Annotated in this window: 13 protein-coding genes; 8 read left to right on the forward strand and 5 right to left on the reverse strand. The window is 60.6% G+C overall.

Features of this window, described 5'->3' with window-relative positions:
• Positions 1-225 precede the first annotated feature (225 nt).
• From hrpA to AB4N41_RS15755, 4 genes are all read left to right on the forward strand, one after another.
• Positions 226-4137: an ATP-dependent RNA helicase HrpA gene (hrpA, locus tag AB4N41_RS15740; RefSeq protein ID WP_252877664.1), complete on the forward strand. Its 3912-nt coding sequence runs from the start codon at positions 226-228 to the stop codon at positions 4135-4137.
• Between the two features lie 399 nt (positions 4138-4536).
• The gene (locus AB4N41_RS15745; protein WP_016771207.1) at positions 4537-5658 is read left to right on the forward strand and encodes a beta-ketoacyl-ACP synthase III; all 1122 of its coding nucleotides are present in this window, start codon (positions 4537-4539) and stop codon (positions 5656-5658) included.
• Positions 5659-5793: 135 nt separating this feature from the next.
• On the forward strand, positions 5794-6405 hold the full coding sequence (locus AB4N41_RS15750) for an RNA polymerase sigma factor (protein WP_041478829.1): 612 nt from the start codon (positions 5794-5796) through the stop codon (positions 6403-6405).
• Positions 6399-6638, forward strand: coding sequence for an anti-sigma factor family protein (locus tag AB4N41_RS15755; RefSeq protein WP_252877665.1), 240 nt, complete (start codon positions 6399-6401; stop codon positions 6636-6638). The genes AB4N41_RS15750 and AB4N41_RS15755 overlap by 7 nt, the downstream gene beginning before the upstream one ends.
• A 264-nt stretch (positions 6639-6902) precedes the next feature.
• On the opposite strand, the gene AB4N41_RS15760 is transcribed toward AB4N41_RS15755, so the two are convergent.
• Positions 6903-8225, reverse strand: coding sequence for a putative porin (locus AB4N41_RS15760; protein WP_095180665.1), 1323 nt, complete (start codon positions 8223-8225; stop codon positions 6903-6905).
• Between the two features lie 280 nt (positions 8226-8505).
• On the opposite strand from AB4N41_RS15760, the gene AB4N41_RS15765 reads away from it, so the two are divergent.
• Positions 8506-9630: a GNAT family N-acetyltransferase gene (locus AB4N41_RS15765; RefSeq protein ID WP_252877666.1), complete on the forward strand. Its 1125-nt coding sequence runs from the start codon at positions 8506-8508 to the stop codon at positions 9628-9630.
• 118 nt (positions 9631-9748) lie between these two features.
• On the opposite strand, the gene AB4N41_RS15770 is transcribed toward AB4N41_RS15765, so the two are convergent.
• From AB4N41_RS15770 to AB4N41_RS15785, 4 genes are all read right to left on the reverse strand, one after another.
• Positions 9749-11581 carry an ABC transporter ATP-binding protein gene (locus AB4N41_RS15770; RefSeq protein ID WP_252877667.1) on the reverse strand — a complete coding sequence of 611 codons (1833 nt, stop codon included), beginning with the start codon at positions 11579-11581 and terminating at the stop codon, positions 9749-9751.
• Between the two features lie 88 nt (positions 11582-11669).
• Entirely contained in the window at positions 11670-12233 is a 564-nt protein-coding gene (locus AB4N41_RS15775; RefSeq protein WP_150742416.1) for a peptidylprolyl isomerase, read from the reverse strand.
• A 3-nt stretch (positions 12234-12236) separates the two neighbouring features.
• Positions 12237-13040 carry an alpha/beta fold hydrolase gene (locus AB4N41_RS15780; RefSeq protein ID WP_252868971.1) on the reverse strand — a complete coding sequence of 268 codons (804 nt, stop codon included), beginning with the start codon at positions 13038-13040 and terminating at the stop codon, positions 12237-12239.
• A 14-nt stretch (positions 13041-13054) separates the two neighbouring features.
• On the reverse strand, positions 13055-13978 hold the full coding sequence (locus AB4N41_RS15785; RefSeq protein ID WP_016771199.1) for a LysR family transcriptional regulator: 924 nt from the start codon (positions 13976-13978) through the stop codon (positions 13055-13057).
• 49 nt (positions 13979-14027) lie between these two features.
• Here AB4N41_RS15785 and AB4N41_RS15790 point away from each other — a divergent pair, with 49 nt between their 5' ends.
• The 3 genes from AB4N41_RS15790 to AB4N41_RS15800 all read left to right on the forward strand — a co-directional run bounded on the left by AB4N41_RS15790 (position 14028) and on the right by AB4N41_RS15800 (position 16661).
• Complete coding sequence (locus AB4N41_RS15790; protein ID WP_016771198.1) at positions 14028-14342, forward strand: hypothetical protein; 315 nt, start codon at positions 14028-14030, stop codon at positions 14340-14342.
• 232 nt (positions 14343-14574) lie between these two features.
• Positions 14575-15174, forward strand: coding sequence for an FMN-dependent NADH-azoreductase (locus AB4N41_RS15795; protein WP_252877668.1), 600 nt, complete (start codon positions 14575-14577; stop codon positions 15172-15174).
• 620 nt (positions 15175-15794) lie between these two features.
• The gene (locus AB4N41_RS15800) at positions 15795-16661 is read left to right on the forward strand and encodes a carboxylate/amino acid/amine transporter (protein WP_122699726.1); all 867 of its coding nucleotides are present in this window, start codon (positions 15795-15797) and stop codon (positions 16659-16661) included.
• Positions 16662-16767: the final 106 nt, after the last annotated feature.

The raw sequence follows: 16767 nt of genomic DNA on the forward strand, positions 1-16767 counted from the left end.
CTGACCGAGGTGTCTTGGGTCAAACGCCGAGCTGAAAGAGCTCGGCGATTATGGATTCGGCAAAGCTCTTTCAGGTCGATGTACCTTTGAAGCATCCCCCAATCGGTCCCCTCTCCCTTTGGGAGAGGGCTAGGGTGAGGGTCGCAATCCCCCTGACACGCCACAACCCCCCCAAATCTGCGACAATCCGCCCCTGCATAAATAGACGACCGAATTGCCTACCCGATGACCGACGAATCGCCCTCCATCGACAAACTGCTGAAAAACCTCGATCACGCCATGCTCGCCGACCGTCACCGGCTGCGGCGGCAGTTGCTTGAACTGCGCAAGAAACCCGACGAGGCCAAACTGGCCCAGTGGGTGACGCGCATGCAGGCGTCCTGTGAACAGGTACTGGCGCGTCGCGCGAGCCTGCCAGTGATTCGTTACGACGACAGTTTGCCGATCGCGGCCAAGCGCGACGAAATCAAAAAGGCCCTGGAGCAACATCAGGTGCTGATCATCGCCGGCGAAACCGGTTCGGGCAAAACCACCCAGTTGCCGAAAATCTGTCTGGAAATCGGTCGTGGCCAGCACGGTCTGATCGGCCATACCCAGCCGCGTCGGATCGCCGCGCGCAGTGTCGCCAGTCGCGTCGCCGAAGAACTCGGCACGCCGCTTGGAGCGCTGGTCGGCTATCAGGTGCGCTTCGAGGATCAGAGCGATGCCAACACCCTGATCAAGCTAATGACCGACGGTATTCTGCTGGCGGAAACCCAGAACGACCGTTATCTGGAACGCTACGACACGATCATCGTCGACGAAGCCCACGAGCGCAGCCTCAACATCGATTTCCTCCTCGGTTACCTGAAAACCCTGCTGCCACGCCGTCCCGACCTGAAGGTCATCATCACGTCGGCGACCATCGATCTGGAGCGCTTCTCCAAGCACTTCGATGACGCGCCGATCGTCGAAGTGTCGGGGCGTACTTTCCCGGTGGAAACCTGGTACCGGCCGCTGACGCTTGAGCAGGACGAGGAGGGCAACCGGGTCGAGGATGACCTGACCGTCGATCAGGCGATTCTCGCCACCCTCGACGAAATCGCCGCCTACGAGCGCAGCGAACGGCGCAGCCCCGGCGATGTGCTGGTGTTCCTGCCCGGCGAGCGCGAGATTCGCGACGCCGCCGACATGTTGCGCAAGGCCCAGCTCAAGCACACCGAAATCCTGCCGCTGTACGCGCGCCTGTCGCCGGCTGAACAGCAGCGCATCTTCCAGTCGCACCCGGGCCGTCGTGTAGTGCTGGCGACCAACGTCGCCGAAACCTCGCTTACCGTGCCGGGCATTCGCTATGTGATCGACAGCGGCACCGCGCGCATCAGTCGCTACAGCTATCGGGCCAAGGTGCAGCGCTTGCCGATCGAAGCGATTTCCCAGGCCAGCGCCAATCAGCGTAAAGGTCGTTGCGGCCGGGTTGAGCCGGGTATCTGCGTGCGTTTGTACAGCGAAGAGGATTTCCTCGGCCGCCCGGAATTTACCGATCCGGAAATTCTGCGCACCAACCTCGCCGCCGTTATTTTGCAGATGCTCCATCTGCGCCTCGGCGAAATCACCGCGTTCCCGTTTATCGAACCCCCGGACGGCAAGGCGATCAGCGACGGTTTCAACCTGCTGCAAGAGCTTTCGGCAGTAGATCGCAACAGCCAGCTGACCCCGCTCGGTCGACAATTGGCGCGCTTGCCGGTCGACCCGCGCATGGGCCGCATGCTCCTGGAAGCGGCCAGGCTCGGCAGTCTGCAGGAAGTGCTGATCGTCGCCAGCGCCATGTCGATTCAGGACCCGCGCGAGCGTCCACCGGAGCGTCAGCAAGCGGCGGATCAGGCCCATGCGCAATGGAAGGATCCGGATTCGGACTTCGCCGGGCTGGTGAATCTGTGGCGTGGTTTCGAAGAGCAACGTCAGGCGCTGACCGCCAACCCGCTGCGCAACTGGTGCCGGAAGAATTTCCTCAATTACCTGCGCTTGCGCGAGTGGCGTGATTCTCACCGTCAGTTGAGCCTGATCTGCCGCGACATGCAGCTGAGTCTGAACAAAGAGCCGGCGGATTATCCGAAGCTGCACAAAGCGGTACTGGTCGGCTTGCTCAGCCAGATTGGCCAGAAAACCGAAGACGGCGATTACCTCGGGGCGCGGCAGCGGCGCTTCTGGATTCATCCGTCGTCGGGCATCGGCAAGAAGCGTCCGCAGTGGCTGATGACCGCCGAACTGGTGGAAACCACCAAGCTGTACGCGCGCATGGTCGCCAAGATCGACGCCGACTGGATCGAGCCGCTGGCCGGGCACCTGATCAAGAAAAACCATTTCGAGCCGCATTGGGAGAAGAAGCGCGGCCAGGTCGTAGCTTATGAGCAGATCACCCTGTTCGGCCTGATCGTGGTCGGTCGCCGCCCGGTGCATTACGGCCCGGTCGATCCGGTGGTGTCGCGTGAGCTGTTTATCCGCGAAGGCCTGGTGCGCGGCGAGATTCAGTCGCGGGCCAAATGCCTGAGCGCCAATCAGAAACTGCTCGAGCAGCTCGACGAACTGGAAGCCAAGGCTCGCCGTCGCGACATTCTCGCCGACGAAGAAACCTTGTACGCCTTCTACGATGCGCGTCTGCCGGCGGAGATCCACCAGACCGCGACCTTCGACAGTTGGTACAAGGTCAACAGCCAGAAAGACCCGCAGCTGCTGATCATGCGCGAAGAAGACGTGCTGGCCCGCGAGGCCAGTGAAGTCACCGCCCGTGATTACCCGGACACCCTGCACATCGGCGATCTGGAACTGGCGCTGACCTACCATTTCGAACCCAATCACCCGCGCGACGGCGTGACCTTGCGCGTGCCGGCGCCGTTGCTGCCGATGTTGCCGCCGGAGCGTCTGGAATGGCTGGTACCGGGCCTGATCGAGGCCAAGTGCATTGCCCTGGTGCGCAACCTGCCGAAAGCCCTGCGCAAGAACTTCGTGCCGGTGCCGGACTTCATCAAGGCCGCGTTGCAGCGCATGACTTTCGCCGAAGGTTCGCTGCCGCAAGCGCTCGGTCGCGAGCTGCTGCGCATGACCGGCGCGCGGGTCAGCGATGAAGCGTGGGCGGAAGCGGCGCAGCAGGTTGAAAGCCACCTGCGCATGAACCTGGAAATTGTCGACGGCGAGGGCAAGTTCCTTGGCGAAGGCCGCGATCTGGCTGAGCTGACCGCACGCTTCGCCGAAGCCAGCCAGGCCGCGCTGGCGGTGCCGCAGAGTGCGAAAAGTCAGCAGCCGGTGGAGGCGAAAGTCTTTGCGCCGGTAGCAGAAAAGACCCAGCAGAAGATCGCCGGGCTGTCGATGACGGTGTACCCGGCGCTGGTGGAAGAGGGCGGCGCGGTCAAGGAAGGGCGCTTCTCGACCCCGGCCGAAGCCGAGTTCCAGCATCGTCGGGCCTTGCAGCGTTTGTTGATGCAGCAACTGGCCGAGCCGGCGAAATTCCTCCGGGGCAAGTTGCCGGGGCAGACTGAACTGGGCTTGCTGTATCGCGAACTGGGCCGCGTCGATGCGCTGGTCGAAGACATTCTGCTGGCCAGCCTCGACAGCTGCATTCTCGAAGGTGAAGACCCGTTGCCCCGTGATGGCGCCGGATTGGCGGCACTGGCCGAACGCAAACGCGGCAACTGGACCGAGCACGCCGAGCGGGTTGCGCGGCTGACGCTGGAAATCCTCAAGATCTGGCACGGTCTGCAAAAACGCTTCAAGGGCAAGATCGATCTGGCGCAAGCGGTGGCGTTGAACGACATCAAGCAGCAGATCGGCAATCTGGTCTATCCGGGTTTCGTCCGCGAGACGCCGATGCAGTGGCTCAAAGAGTTGCCGCGTTACCTGAAAGCGGTCGAGCAGCGTTTCGAGAAACTCGGCGCACAGGTGCAGAAGGATCGCGTCTGGAGTGGCGAACTCGCTGGCCTGTGGGCGCAATACCAGACCCGCGCGGCCAAGCATGCGCAGGAAGGCAAGCGTGATCCGCAGCTGGAGTTGTACCGCTGGTGGCTGGAGGAATACCGCGTGTCGTTGTTCGCGCAACAGTTGGGGACGAAAGTGCCGATCTCCGACAAGCGCCTGAGCAAACAGTGGAGCCAGGTCGAGCCCTGACCTGCAGCCATACACAATCCCCCTGTGGAGCGGGCTTTGTGGCGAGGGGATTTATCCCCGTTGGGTGGCGAAGCCGCCCCAAGACCTACGCCTCGGTTCATCAGATACCGAGCGTGGTGGGTTGGCGACTGCTTCGCAGTCGAACGGGGATAAATCCCCTCGCCACAGAGTTGAGTTCATGGAGTGAATGGCAGTTGTGCTTGAGAACGGCGCCAAAACCTCGGGTTTATGGCAAACTTCGCCACCATAACCCGCCGTTTCGCGACCCAGAGCCTTCGGCCGTGTCGCGCTGCGGAATAAAACGATGCCAGGTTTGCGTCCCCCGGATGGGAATAGACCCTTTGCGTGTTGGTACGACGGTTCCAGCACTTTCTGCCTGAACAGATTAGAGAAACGACCATGCATAATGTCGTCATCAGCGGCACCGGCCTGTACACACCGGCCAACAGCATCTCCAACGAAGAGCTGGTGCAGTCTTTCAATACCTACGTCGCCCAGTTCAACGCCGATAACGCCGAGGCCATTGCCAGCGGTGAAGTCCAGGCCCTGACCGAATCCAGCGCCGCGTTCATCGAAAAAGCCTCGGGTATCAAGAGCCGCTTTGTCATGGACAAGGACGGCATCCTCGATCCGCAACGCATGGCCCCGCGCCTGCCCGAGCGTTCCAACGATGAATGGTCGGTGCTCTGCCAGATGGCCGTCGGCGCGGCTGAACAAGCCCTGCAACGAGCCGGCAAAACCGCAGCCGACATCGACGGCGTGATCGTTGCCTGCTCCAACCTGCAACGCGCTTACCCGGCCATCGCCATCGAAGTCCAGGAAGCGTTGGGCATCGAAGGTTTTGGTTTCGACATGAACGTGGCGTGTTCTTCCGCCACCTTCGGCATCCAGGCCGCCGCCAACAGCGTGCAACTGGGCCAGGCGCGGGCGATCCTGATGGTCAACCCGGAGGTCTGCACCGGGCACCTGAACTTCCGTGATCGCGACAGCCATTTCATCTTCGGCGATGCCGCGACTGCGGTGATCATCGAACGCGCGGATCTGGCGACCTCCCCGTACCAGTTCGACGTGGTCAGCACCAAATTGCTGACCAAGTTCTCCAACAACATCCGCAACAACTTCGGCTTCCTCAACCGCGCGGCAGAAGAGGGCATCGGTGCCCGCGACAAGCTGTTCGTGCAGGAAGGCCGCAAGGTGTTCAAGGATGTCTGCCCGATGGTCGCCGAGCTGATTGGCGAGCATCTGGAAGAGAACCAGCTCAACGTTGGCGACGTGAAGCGTTTCTGGCTGCACCAGGCCAACCTGAGTATGAACCACTTGATCGTGCGCAAGCTGCTCGGCCGCGAAGCTACCGAAGAAGAAGCTCCGGTGATTCTCGACAGCTACGCCAACACCAGCTCGGCCGGTTCTGTCATTGCTTTCCATAAATATCAGGATGATCTGGCCTCGGGTTCGCTGGCGGTGCTCAGCTCCTTCGGTGCCGGTTATTCGATCGGTAGCGTGTTGCTGCGCAAGCGCTGAAACAGGTTAATTTCCCCTTAATCGCGTCGATCTTTCCTACATCCGAAGCGATTGAAACGCTGTAATTTTTCGGACGTCGCGGCAGGTGCACACCTGCCGCGTTCATTTTCGAAGTCCGGACAAGGGGATTGATGGATGGCGGCTGACGACACCCAACTGCTCACGCGCCTGCTGGCGGGGGAGCAAAAGGCTTTCAAGGAACTGGTCACCACGTATCAGAGCGCCATGCGCGCTGTGGCTTACGCGATTGTCGGCCAGCGTCATGTCGAGGAAGTGGTGCAGGATGCCTGGCTGTCGGTGGTGCGCCATCTGGCCAGCTTCGAAGGCCGTTCCAGCCTCAAGACCTGGTTGCTGACCATCACCGCCAATTCGGCCAAGAGTCGCTACAAGCTCAATCGCCGGGAGGTCCTGCTCGACGACCTGCCATCGCCCCACGGCACCATCGGTGACGATCGCTTCTCTTCCAGCGATGGCCACTGGCTGGTCGCGCCGTTCGCCTGGCACCAGGACACCCCCGAAGCGCTACTCACCGAAAACGAACTGCGCGAATGCCTCGAACATACGTTGCTGAGTCTGTCCGAGTTGCAGAGCAGTGTCCTGCTGTTGCGCGAACGCCAGGGCCTGGAGCTGGAAGAGATCTGTAATCTTCTGGAGATCTCGCTCTCCAATGTCCGCGTGCTGCTGCACCGGGCACGCTTGAAGGTCTTTGCGACCGTGGAACATTTTGAGGAGACAGGAGAATGTTGACCTGCAAGGAGCAAGTGGCACGATCCAGCGATTATCTCGACGGCCAACTGAGCTTTCGCGAGACGCTGATGGTGCGTCATCACCTGTTGTTCTGCCCGAACTGCCGGCGCTTCATGCGGCAGATGCGCGTGATGCAGGCAACCCTGAAGGCGATGCCCGAAAAAAAGGAAGAGGGAGTGGATGCTTTGGCTGAGCGTCTGGCCGAGCAACGACGAAAAGACAACCCCCTGTAGGAGCTGTCGAGTGCAACGAGGCTGCGATCTTTTGATCTTGTTTTCAGGATCAAGATCAAAAGATCGCAGCCTTCGGCAGCTCCTACAGGGGTTTTTGCATCCTGCAGAAATAACCCGGTGCGGGTGAAACGAACGGATGATGGGGATCGTCCCGCCCGCACCGGAGTGAGGCAGCTTCAAGCCTCAAGCCTCAAGCCTCAAGCTGCAAGTAAAGGCATTCACTCGCAGCTCTTGGCTTGTAGCTTGTAGCTTGTAGCTGCCGTTTTAGAACTTCGCTTCAGCATCCAGCTGCAGGGTGTTGGCATCTGCATCGCGCTGGCTGCGGCTGGCGAAGTCGGCCTTGGTCAGGAAGTACGTGGCGCCGACGGCGAAGTTCTTGTCGATGTCGTAACCGACCTTGAACTTGTGCCCGCGCGAACCGGTGGTGCCGTTGGCGAAGTCGGAGTCGGTGAAGGCGCCGACCACGGCATTGCGCTGCACGTCGCGATAGTTGTAGTCGAGGTTGAAGCCGAAGACTTTCGACTTGGCGCCGAGCAACCATGCGGTGTCCTGATCGGTCACGGCATCGTTGTTCTTCACGTACTGGCCGTAGAACGACAGTGGCATTGGCAGGCCGCCGATGTCGATCTGGCTGAACCCTTCATACAGACGGAATTGGTTGTTCGCCGAGTTGCCGTTGACTGCCAGCGCGCACGGCGTCGAGGTGCCGGTGCAGCGGCTGTCTTCGTCGTTCTGGTAGGCGTAGACACTGCCGCCGACGGTCATTTTCAGGTTGTCGGTGATGTTGAAGCGGCTGCCCAACTGGCCAGCGGTCAGGCGCAGGTCGTGGCGGAATTGCACGCCGTCGCCGTCAACGTTGTCCTTGAGGTTGTAGTTACCCAGGCTGCCGAACAATTCGGCGCTGCCGCCCAATGGATACTTGTAGGTAACGGCCAGACCTTCCGGGTTGATATCGCTGTCCCAGATCACGTCGCCCATGCTCACCCACGGTTGCAGCATCTTGCCGCCGATCACGTGCAGGTTCTTGATCTGATCAGGGTGATAGTCGATGTAGCCGAGGTCGAGCCAGATCTGCTTCTTGTCGAAGTAGTTGTCCTGATCCTGGTTGGTCGAACGCGCGTCGTCACCGCCGCCAGTGGCGATGCGGATACCGGTGTCGACTTGCGGGTTGATCTCGGTGTAGGCGCCCAGACGCGCACGGATGCGCTGGCGATCCTTGTCGCGGCCGCCGTTGTTCGGCTCGCCGTCGATCTTGATGGTTTCCTGGCGGATACGTACGTCGCCCTTGAACTGGGTCTTCGCCGCCCAAGCCAGTTTCTGGTCGAACAGGCTCTGTTCGTTGGTCTTCTTCGCGACCGCCGCCACTTGTTCGTTGGTTTCCTGCTGCGCCTGTTGGGCGATTTGCTGAGCCTTCTGATCCTTGGCCAGTTCTGTTTGCAGCTCGATGTACTGCGCCTGGGAAATCGACCCGTTGGCCTTGAGCATGTCGAGCAGTTTGGCGTCGACTGCAGCACTGGCCGGAACGCTCATGGCCAGCAACAAGCCGCCGCACAGGGCCGCTGCAGTTTTCGTGGAAGCAAGACGCATAGCAATCTCCGAAGATGAAGGGGATGGCTGAACCATCCTGGGCACAACCGGCTGAAGGCCGGAAAACTGTGTCCGGGTTAGAACCCGGCGCTCTAAAAACAGGCGCCAGTATCGCGATGGTTTATGACAGAGCGGTGGCACAGTGATGGCAGGTTGATGACGATGCGTATCAGGCGTGAACTATCGAGTTAGAGCGCTGTCCGCCGATTGAGCGTGTGCAACGGGGTCGCGATCAGCGATACTCGCCGGGCTTTGTCGCCAAGCTGTGGAGTGCCAGTGAATGCCGTTGCAACGCCTGCAAGACCTGTCAGAAATCGCCCCGGCAAGCTGGGATGCGCTGGTGCCGGACAACCAGCCGTTCCTGCGTCACGCCTTCCTCAGCGCGCTGGAAGACAGCGGCAGTGTCGGCCCGCATTCGGGCTGGCAGCCCGAACATTTACTGCACATCGAAGATGATCGACTGATCGCCGCACTGCCCAGTTATCGCAAGTGGCATTCCTACGGCGAGTACGTCTTCGATCACGGCTGGGCCGATGCCTGCGCGCGTGCCGGCATCGATTACTACCCCAAACTCCTGACTGCTGTGCCCTTCAGCCCGGTCAGCGGTCCGCGCTTGCTGGCGGCGAAGGTCGAGGACGGTTTCGAACTGCTGAAAAGCCTGCCGGGCTATCTGCAGATCGAAGAACTGTCCAGCGCGCACATCAATTTCACCGATCCGTTTACCGATGCGGCGATGGCCGAGCAGCCGGGCTGGCTGCAGCGCATCGGCTGTCAATATCACTGGCAGAACCGTGGTTACCGCGACTTTCAGGACTTCCTCGACGCCCTCAGTTCGCGCAAGCGCAAGCAGATGCGCAAGGAACGCGAGCAGGTGGCGGGGCAGGGCTTCGAGTTCGAGTGGTTGGAGGGGCGAGAGCTGGACGAGGCACAGTGGGATTTCGTGTACGCCTGCTATGCCAACACTTATGCGGTGCGGCGTCAGACGCCGTACCTTACGCGCGAGTTCTTCAGTCTGCTGGCCGAACGCATGCCCGAAGCGATTCGCGTGGTCTTGGCCAAACAGGGCTCCCGGCCGGTGGCGATGGCGTTCAGTCTGGTCGGTGGCGACAGTTTCTACGGGCGGTATTGGGGTTGCCTGGCCGAGTTTGATCGGCTGCATTTCGAGACGTGTTTCTATCAGGGCATGGATTACGCGATTGCCCATGGCATCCAGCGTTTCGACGCCGGGGCGCAGGGCGAGCACAAGTTGATTCGCGGCTTCGAACCGGTGATCACCCATTCCTGGCACTACCTGCGCCATCCTGGGTTGAAAGCGGCGGTGAAGGATTTCCTGCAACAGGAACGCGCCGGCATCCTCGCCTATGCCGAAGAAGCGAAAACCGCCTTGCCCTATCGCCAAGCATAGATCCCTGTGGGAGCGAGCCTGCTCGCGAAAGCGTCGGGTCAGTTGACGAATTTGTCGCTGATCCACCGCATTCGCGAGCAGGCTCGCTCCCACAGTTTTTTCACCGCACCGCCAGGCATCAGTCGATGCCGACAAACCCGCCGGTCTGGTGCGCCCACAAGCGCGCATACAAGCCGCGATGGGCGAGCAGTTCGGCGTGGGTGCCGCTCTCGGCGATCTTGCCGTTTTCCAGCACCACGAGGCGATCCATGCGCGCGATGGTTGAGAGACGGTGGGCGATGGCGATCACGGTTTTGCCCTGCATCAAGGTCTCGAGGCTTTCCTGAATCGCTGCTTCGACTTCCGAATCCAGTGCTGAGGTGGCTTCGTCCATGATCAGGATCGGCGCGTCCTTGAGCAGTACCCGCGCAATCGCGATGCGCTGGCGCTGACCGCCCGAGAGTTTCACCCCGCGCTCGCCGACATGCGCGTCGAAACCGGTGCGGCCTTCAGCGTCGGACAGCAGTGGAATGAACTCATCGGCGCGAGCCTTGTGCACCGCCTCCCACAGTTCAGCGTCGGTGGCGTCGGGTTTGCCGTAAAGCAAGTTATCGCGGATCGAGCGGTGCAGCAGCGAGGTGTCCTGAGTGATCATGCCGATCCGCGCACGCAGGCTTTCCTGGCCGACTTCGGCAATGTTCTGCCCATCGATCAGGATGCGCCCGCCCTCGACGTCGTACAGGCGCAGCAACAGGTTGACCAGGGTTGATTTGCCGGCGCCGGACGGGCCGATCAAACCGATTTTTTCCCCCGGTTTGATGTTCAGGTTGAGGTCGCCGATGATGCCTTTCTTCTTGCCGTAGTGAAAATCCACGTGCTCGAAACGCACTTCGCCCGAGGCCACGGCCAGCGGTTTGGCCTGCTCGCGGTCGGTGACGCTGACCGGTTGCGAAATGGTGCGCAGACCGTCCTGGACCATGCCGATGTTTTCGAAAATGCCGGTGACCACCCACATGATCCAGCCGGACATGTTGACGATACGAATCACCAGGCCGGTGGCCAGGGCAATCGCGCCGACGGTGATCAGCGACTGCGTCCACAGCCACAATGCCAGCGCCGTGGTGCCGACAATCAGCAGGCCGTTCATCGCGGTGATCGCCACGTCCATGCTGGTCACCACGCGACCGGCCATCTGCGCTTTGACGGTCTGTTCCTCGATCGCTTCCTTGGCGTAGTGCTGTTCGAAGTTGGTGTGAGCGAACAGTTTCAGCGTGGCGATGTTGGTGTAGCCGTCGACGATACGGCCCATCAATTTCGAGCGCGCGTCAGAGGCTTCCACCGAACGCTCTTTCACGCGCGGCACGAAGTAATACAGCGCGCCGATGTAGGCGACGATCCAGGTCAGCAACGGGATCATCAGGCGCCAGTCGGCCTCGGCGAACAGCACCAGCGAGCTGATCGCATAGATCACCACGTGCCACAGCGCGTCCACCGCTTGCACGGCGGAATCGCGCAGCGAGTTGCCGGTCTGCATGATGCGCTGGGCGATGCGCCCGGCGAAGTCGTTCTGGAAGAAATTCAGGCTCTGCTTGAGCACGTAACTGTGGTTCTGCCAGCGGATCATGCTGGTCATGCCGGGGCTAAGGGTCTGATGCACCAGCAGGTCGTGCAGAGCAAAGAAGATCGGTCGCAGCACCAGAGCGACCACCAGCATCCAGGTCAATTCGAGGGCGTGGTCGCTGAAGAAATTCGGGTTGGGCGTGCCTTGCGCCAGATCGATGATGCGGCTCAGGTAACTGAACAGCGCAACCTCAATCAATGAGGCAAACAGGCCGATAACAAGCAGGGCAGCGAAACTCGGCCAGACCTGCTTCAGGTAATAGACGTAGAAGGGCCAGACGCGGTCCGGCGGGGACGCCGTCGGGGCGTCGCGGAAGATATCGATAAGTTGTTCGAAACGGCGATAGAGCATCAGATAACCGCCCGGAATCCGGGCTCTCCTTTTATCAGTGCGAGCGGCGCAGGCTCAGCCCGGCGCCGCTCGATATGCCCGGCGAAACTCAGTCGATGCGCTTGGCCGACTTGATGATCACAGGGTCGACAGGCACGTTTTGCATGCCTTGTTTGGTGGTGGTCTGCGAGTTGACGATGACGTCTACGACGTCCATGCCCTTGACCACTTTGGCGAACACCGCGTAACCGGCGTCACGGCCCGGATCGAGGAATGCGTTGTCGGCAACGTTGATGAAGAACTGGCTGGTCGCCGAATCAGGGTTGGAAGTACGCGCCATCGACAGGGTGCCGCGAACGTTGTGCAGGCCATTGCTGGCTTCGTTCTTGATCGGCGCCTTGGTGTCTTTCTGTTGCATCTGCTGGGTGAAGCCGCCGCCCTGAGCCATGAAGCCCGGGATCACGCGGTGGAAAATGGTGTTGTTGTAGAAACCGCTGTCGACGTATTCAAGGAAGTTCTTCGTGCTGATCGGTGCCTTGACCGGGTCCAGTTCGATTTCGATCTGGCCGTTGGTGGTGTCCAGCAGCACGTGGGGCGCCTTGGCCGGGGTAGCAGCCATCAGGTTGGCGGCAAACAGTACGGAGCCGGCGGCGAGGGCGAGTTTTTTCAGCATGGGTCAGTGATCCTGAGAGTGAAGGTCGGCTGTGGCGAGAAAATCCAGCAGCGTGTGATTGAAGCGTTCGGGTTGATCGAGCGGGGTGGCATGGCGCGAGTCGTCAATGACCACCAGCCGCGCATCCGGCAGCAGTTTTACATAGGTTTCTTTTAACGCCACCGGTGTGTAATCACGGTCGGCGCTGATGACGAGCGTTGGACAGGACACCCGGGAAAGTCGTTCCTGAACGCCCCAGCCCACGATCGCATCGAAGCTGGCGAGATAAGCACGTTTGTCGTTTTTTGCCCAGCGTTCGGCCATTTTCCGTCGCAGATCGGCCTGTTCCGGCTTGGGGAAAAGTTTGCTGCCGAGGGCTTTGCCGATGGTTTCCAGGCTGAGCAGGCGCATCAGGCTCCAGCGTTTGAACCACTGCCAATAATCATCGCGCGTGCGCAATTTGACCTGTGGCGCGCTGTTGACGATGGTCAGGCTCTTGAGCGCTTGCGGCTGATCGACGGCCAGTTGAAAGCCGATCATCCCGCCCATCGACAGCCCGACGTAGTGCACCGGGCCGAGGCGCAGGTGCTCGATCAAGGCCAGCAGGTCGGCGCTGAACCCGGCAATGCTGTAGCGCTCGCGGGGTTTGTCCGAGCGCCCGTGGCCGCGAATGTCCGGGACGATTACCCGGTAGTGCGCGGCCAGCGCCGGGATCTGCATTTCCCAGTCCAGTGTGCTCGAGCCGAGCCCGTGGACCAGCAGCAACGGCGCACCGTGGCCATATTCCTCGTAGTGCAGGTTGCAACCTTCGTGCTCGAAATACGCCATCGGTGAACTCCGTGTCAGGCTTGTTCAGGTGCGGCGAACGGTGCGTCCAGCGGCAAGGTGTCGAAGGTGCGCAGCAGTTCGATGAGGATCTGCGTGGCCGGGCCCAGGGGTTTGTCCTTGTTCGAATACAGATAGAAGCTCGAATTGCGGCTGCCGCCTCGATCCAACGGTAGCAGCTTGAGCGAACCATCCTTCAATTCGCGGTCGATCATGTGTCGCGGTAGCCAGGCAAAACCCAGGCCGCTGCTGACAAAGGTCGCGGCGGTGGCAAGGCTGCCGACGGTCCAGCGCTGCTCGGCGCCGAGCCAGCCGACATCGCGCGGCTGCTGGCGGCCGGAGTCGCGGATCACCACTTGCATCTGGGTTTCCAGATCCTGAAAGCTCAGCTCGCGGTTGAGCCGATGCAGCGGATGATCAGGGTGGGCAACGGCGACGAACTCGACATCGCTCAACTCCGCACCCAGGTAGCCCGGAATGCTCAGGCCGGTGATCGCCAGGTCCGCCACGCCTTCGAGCAGCACTTCCTCGACCCCCGACAACACTTCCTCGCGCAGACGCACGCGGCAGCCGCGACTCTGCGGCATGAACGCGGTCAGGGCGCGGACGATCCGCGCGCTCGGGTAGGCCGCATCCACCACCAGCCGCACTTCCGCTTCCCAGCCTTGCTCCATGTGATGGGCGAGGTCTTCGAGTTGGCTGGCCTGTTTGACCAATTGCCGCGAACGGCGCAACAACACGCCGCCGGCCTCGGTGAGCACAGCTTTGCGCCCGTCGATGCGCAGCAACGGCACGCCGAGCTGATCCTGCATGCGGGCGACGGTGTAGCTGACCGACGATTGCGAACGGTGCAGGGCCTCGGCGGCCTGGGCGAATCCGCCGTGGTCGACCACGGCCTGCAATGTTCGCCATTGATCAAGGGTCACGCGGGGCGCTTTCATCAATAGCTCCTCTTGTCCTAAGCTGGCCGTCCCTCATGGAGACTGCCGAATGAAAAAATTCTGTTGTGTGGTGCTGGCGCTGCTGCCGTTGACCGCGTTTGCCTATCCGATCGATGTGCAAAAGGATCTCAACGGCATGAAGATCGACTACGAGACTTACGACACGGACAACGACATCGGCTCGATCCGCGTGGCCAACTACGGTGATGTCGACGCGACCTGCCGTGCGGTGTTCAGCAACGGCCCGGAAGCACCACGCACGCGCAGCATCGATGTGCCGGCGGGCAAGCATAAAAACGCCACGGCCAAGTTCACCCGCGAGATCATCAAGCTGCGCATCAAACTGACCTGCACCCCGAAATAACGCGATTACCCTGTGGGAGCGAGCCTGCTCGCGAAGACGGAGTGTCATCCAGAGATGATGTGACTGACATTCGGCTTTCGCGAGCAGGCTCGCTCCCACAGGGGATATGGGTTTAGCTTATAAACGAATTTATCGATGGATTACAGCGGATATTTGCGCTTTTTCATCGATTCGACTCTGTTTAACCTTCACTCCATCGACTTACAACATTCTCGGATGGAGGCTACACACCATGTCCCGCGTTCTGATCATCGAAAGCAGTGCCCGCCAGCAAGATTCGGTTTCCCGTCAACTGACCCAGACCTTCATCGCTCAGTGGAAAGCCGCGCACCCTGCCGATCAGATCGCCGTGCGTGACCTCGCCGCGAACCCGGTGCCGCATCTGGACGCCAATTTGCTGGGTGGCTGGATGAAACCCGCCGAACAGCGCAACGACAGCGAACAGGCGTCGCTGGACCGCTCCAACCAATTGACTGATGAGCTGCTTGCCGCCGACGTGCTGGTGATGGCTGCACCGATGTACAACTTTGCGATCCCGAGCACGCTCAAGGCCTGGCTTGACCATGTGCTGCGTGCCGGGGTGACCTTCAAGTACACCGAAACTGGCCCGCAAGGTCTGCTCAGCGGCAAGCGCGCCTTTGTCCTGACCGCTCGCGGTGGCGTGTATGCCGGTGGCCCGGCGGATCATCAGGAACCGTACTTGCGGCAGGTGATGGGTTTCATCGGGATCAACGACGTGACCTTTATCCATGCTGAGGGCATGAACCTGGGCGGTGACTTCCAGGAGAAGGGCCTGAATCAGGCCAACGCCAAATTGTCTCAGGTCGCTTGATCGGTTAATCGCCAGATAATCGCCGATTGTTTAAGTGACCTGGCGCAACCCCTTCAAGGTTCCACGCGCATCGAACCTCCCTTTGCACTTTTGCTCCTGAGTGCTGTAGCCCGATTGAACGCTTTAGCGAGATCGGGCTTTTTTTTGTCTGGGTTTTCTTGGCGGCCTTTGGGCCGACCAGGCTCTTGGGGTTTTGGGTGAATATCCGTTACTGCGGTGTTGCGGCTGGCGGTTCCGCTCTTACAGCGGGTCACTTTGGCAAACGCTCCAAAGTAACCAAAGGTCTGTGCCCCAACGTTCGGCCCGCTCGATGGGGCTCGGGGTTCCTTCGCTGCGGGATCGATCCCTCCGCTCAGCCTGCCGACGGGGCGGGTGGATCAAGATCAAGAGCGGTACTCGAGCTTGCGCTCATTGTGTTGAGCGGTGGAGGGCCGGTTTTTGGCTTCTTTGGATTCGATGCGGTATTTCATGTCGGCGTAGCTTGCCCAACCACCTCGGTCAGTCCCCTCTCCCCTCCGGGAGAGGGCTAGGGTGAGGGGCCTTTGATTCCGGCGCCGTTTGCTGTTGGAGCCCATCCGAAAAACCGCTATCGTCGCCGCCATTCGATTTTCGAGGCGAGCATGGGCTATCTACTTTTTGTCACGCTGATCCAGGCGTTTTCCTTCAGTCTGATCGGCGAATACCTGGCTGGGCATGTCGACAGTTACTTTGCGGTGCTGGTCCGTGTGGTGTTGGCCGGGCTGGTGTTTATTCCGTTGACGCGCTGGCGTTCGGTGGAGCCGGCGTTCATGCGTGGCATGTTGCTCATCGGCGCGTTGCAGTTCGGGGTGACTTACGTCTGCCTGTACCTGAGCTTCCGCGTGCTGACGGTGCCGGAGGTGTTGCTGTTCACCATTCTCACGCCGCTGCACGTGACGTTGATCGAAGACGCGCTGAACCGCCGCTTCAACCCGTGGGCGTTGATTGCTGCGCTGGTAGCAGTCGGGGGTGCGGCGGTGATTCGCTTCGACAGCATCAGTCCCGACTTCTTCATGGGCTTTCTGCTGCTGCAACTGGCCAACTTCACTTATGCCGCCGGGCAGGTCCTCTACAAGCATCTGGTGGCGAAGCATCCGAGTGACCTGCCGCATTACCGCCGTTTCGGTTATTTCTACCTCGGTGCATTGGCGGTTGTGCTGCCAGCGTTCCTGTTGTTCGGCAAGTCGAACTTTCTACCGGAAGCGCCGTTGCAATGGGGCGTGTTGCTGTTTCTCGGTCTGGTCTCGACTGCATTGGGTCTGTACTGGTGGAACAAGGGCGCGTGCATGGTCAACGGCGGAACACTGGCGGTGATGAACAACCTGCACGTGCCGGTGGGGTTGCTGTTGAATCTGCTGATCTGGAATCAGCATGAGGAACTGGGGCGGTTGTTCCTTGGCGGGGGTGTGATTCTGGCAGCGGTGTGGATCAGCCGGTTGGGCATCCGCAAATCCCCGGCCGCCGCATAACCCCTGTGGGAGCGAGCCTGCTCGCGAAGGCGTTGGGTCAGATAAGTATGGGGCGACTGACACATTGCATTCGCGAGCAGGCTCGCTCCTACATTTGATCTTTGGG

This window comes from Pseudomonas sp. S2_A10, from assembly GCF_054668465.1.

Coding starts and splice junctions, on each gene's coding strand:
- hrpA (WP_252877664.1), top strand. CDS start 226: ATGACCGACGAATCGCCCTCCATCGACAAACTGCTGAAAAACCTCGAT.
- AB4N41_RS15745 (WP_016771207.1), top strand. CDS start 4,537: ATGCATAATGTCGTCATCAGCGGCACCGGCCTGTACACACCGGCCAAC.
- AB4N41_RS15750 (WP_041478829.1), top strand. CDS start 5,794: ATGGCGGCTGACGACACCCAACTGCTCACGCGCCTGCTGGCGGGGGAG.
- AB4N41_RS15755 (WP_252877665.1), top strand. CDS start 6,399: ATGTTGACCTGCAAGGAGCAAGTGGCACGATCCAGCGATTATCTCGAC.
- AB4N41_RS15760 (WP_095180665.1), bottom strand. CDS start 8,225: ATGCGTCTTGCTTCCACGAAAACTGCAGCGGCCCTGTGCGGCGGCTTG.
- AB4N41_RS15765 (WP_252877666.1), top strand. CDS start 8,506: ATGCCGTTGCAACGCCTGCAAGACCTGTCAGAAATCGCCCCGGCAAGC.
- AB4N41_RS15770 (WP_252877667.1), bottom strand. CDS start 11,581: ATGCTCTATCGCCGTTTCGAACAACTTATCGATATCTTCCGCGACGCC.
- AB4N41_RS15775 (WP_150742416.1), bottom strand. CDS start 12,233: ATGCTGAAAAAACTCGCCCTCGCCGCCGGCTCCGTACTGTTTGCCGCC.
- AB4N41_RS15780 (WP_252868971.1), bottom strand. CDS start 13,040: ATGGCGTATTTCGAGCACGAAGGTTGCAACCTGCACTACGAGGAATAT.
- AB4N41_RS15785 (WP_016771199.1), bottom strand. CDS start 13,978: ATGAAAGCGCCCCGCGTGACCCTTGATCAATGGCGAACATTGCAGGCC.
- AB4N41_RS15790 (WP_016771198.1), top strand. CDS start 14,028: ATGAAAAAATTCTGTTGTGTGGTGCTGGCGCTGCTGCCGTTGACCGCG.
- AB4N41_RS15795 (WP_252877668.1), top strand. CDS start 14,575: ATGTCCCGCGTTCTGATCATCGAAAGCAGTGCCCGCCAGCAAGATTCG.
- AB4N41_RS15800 (WP_122699726.1), top strand. CDS start 15,795: ATGGGCTATCTACTTTTTGTCACGCTGATCCAGGCGTTTTCCTTCAGT.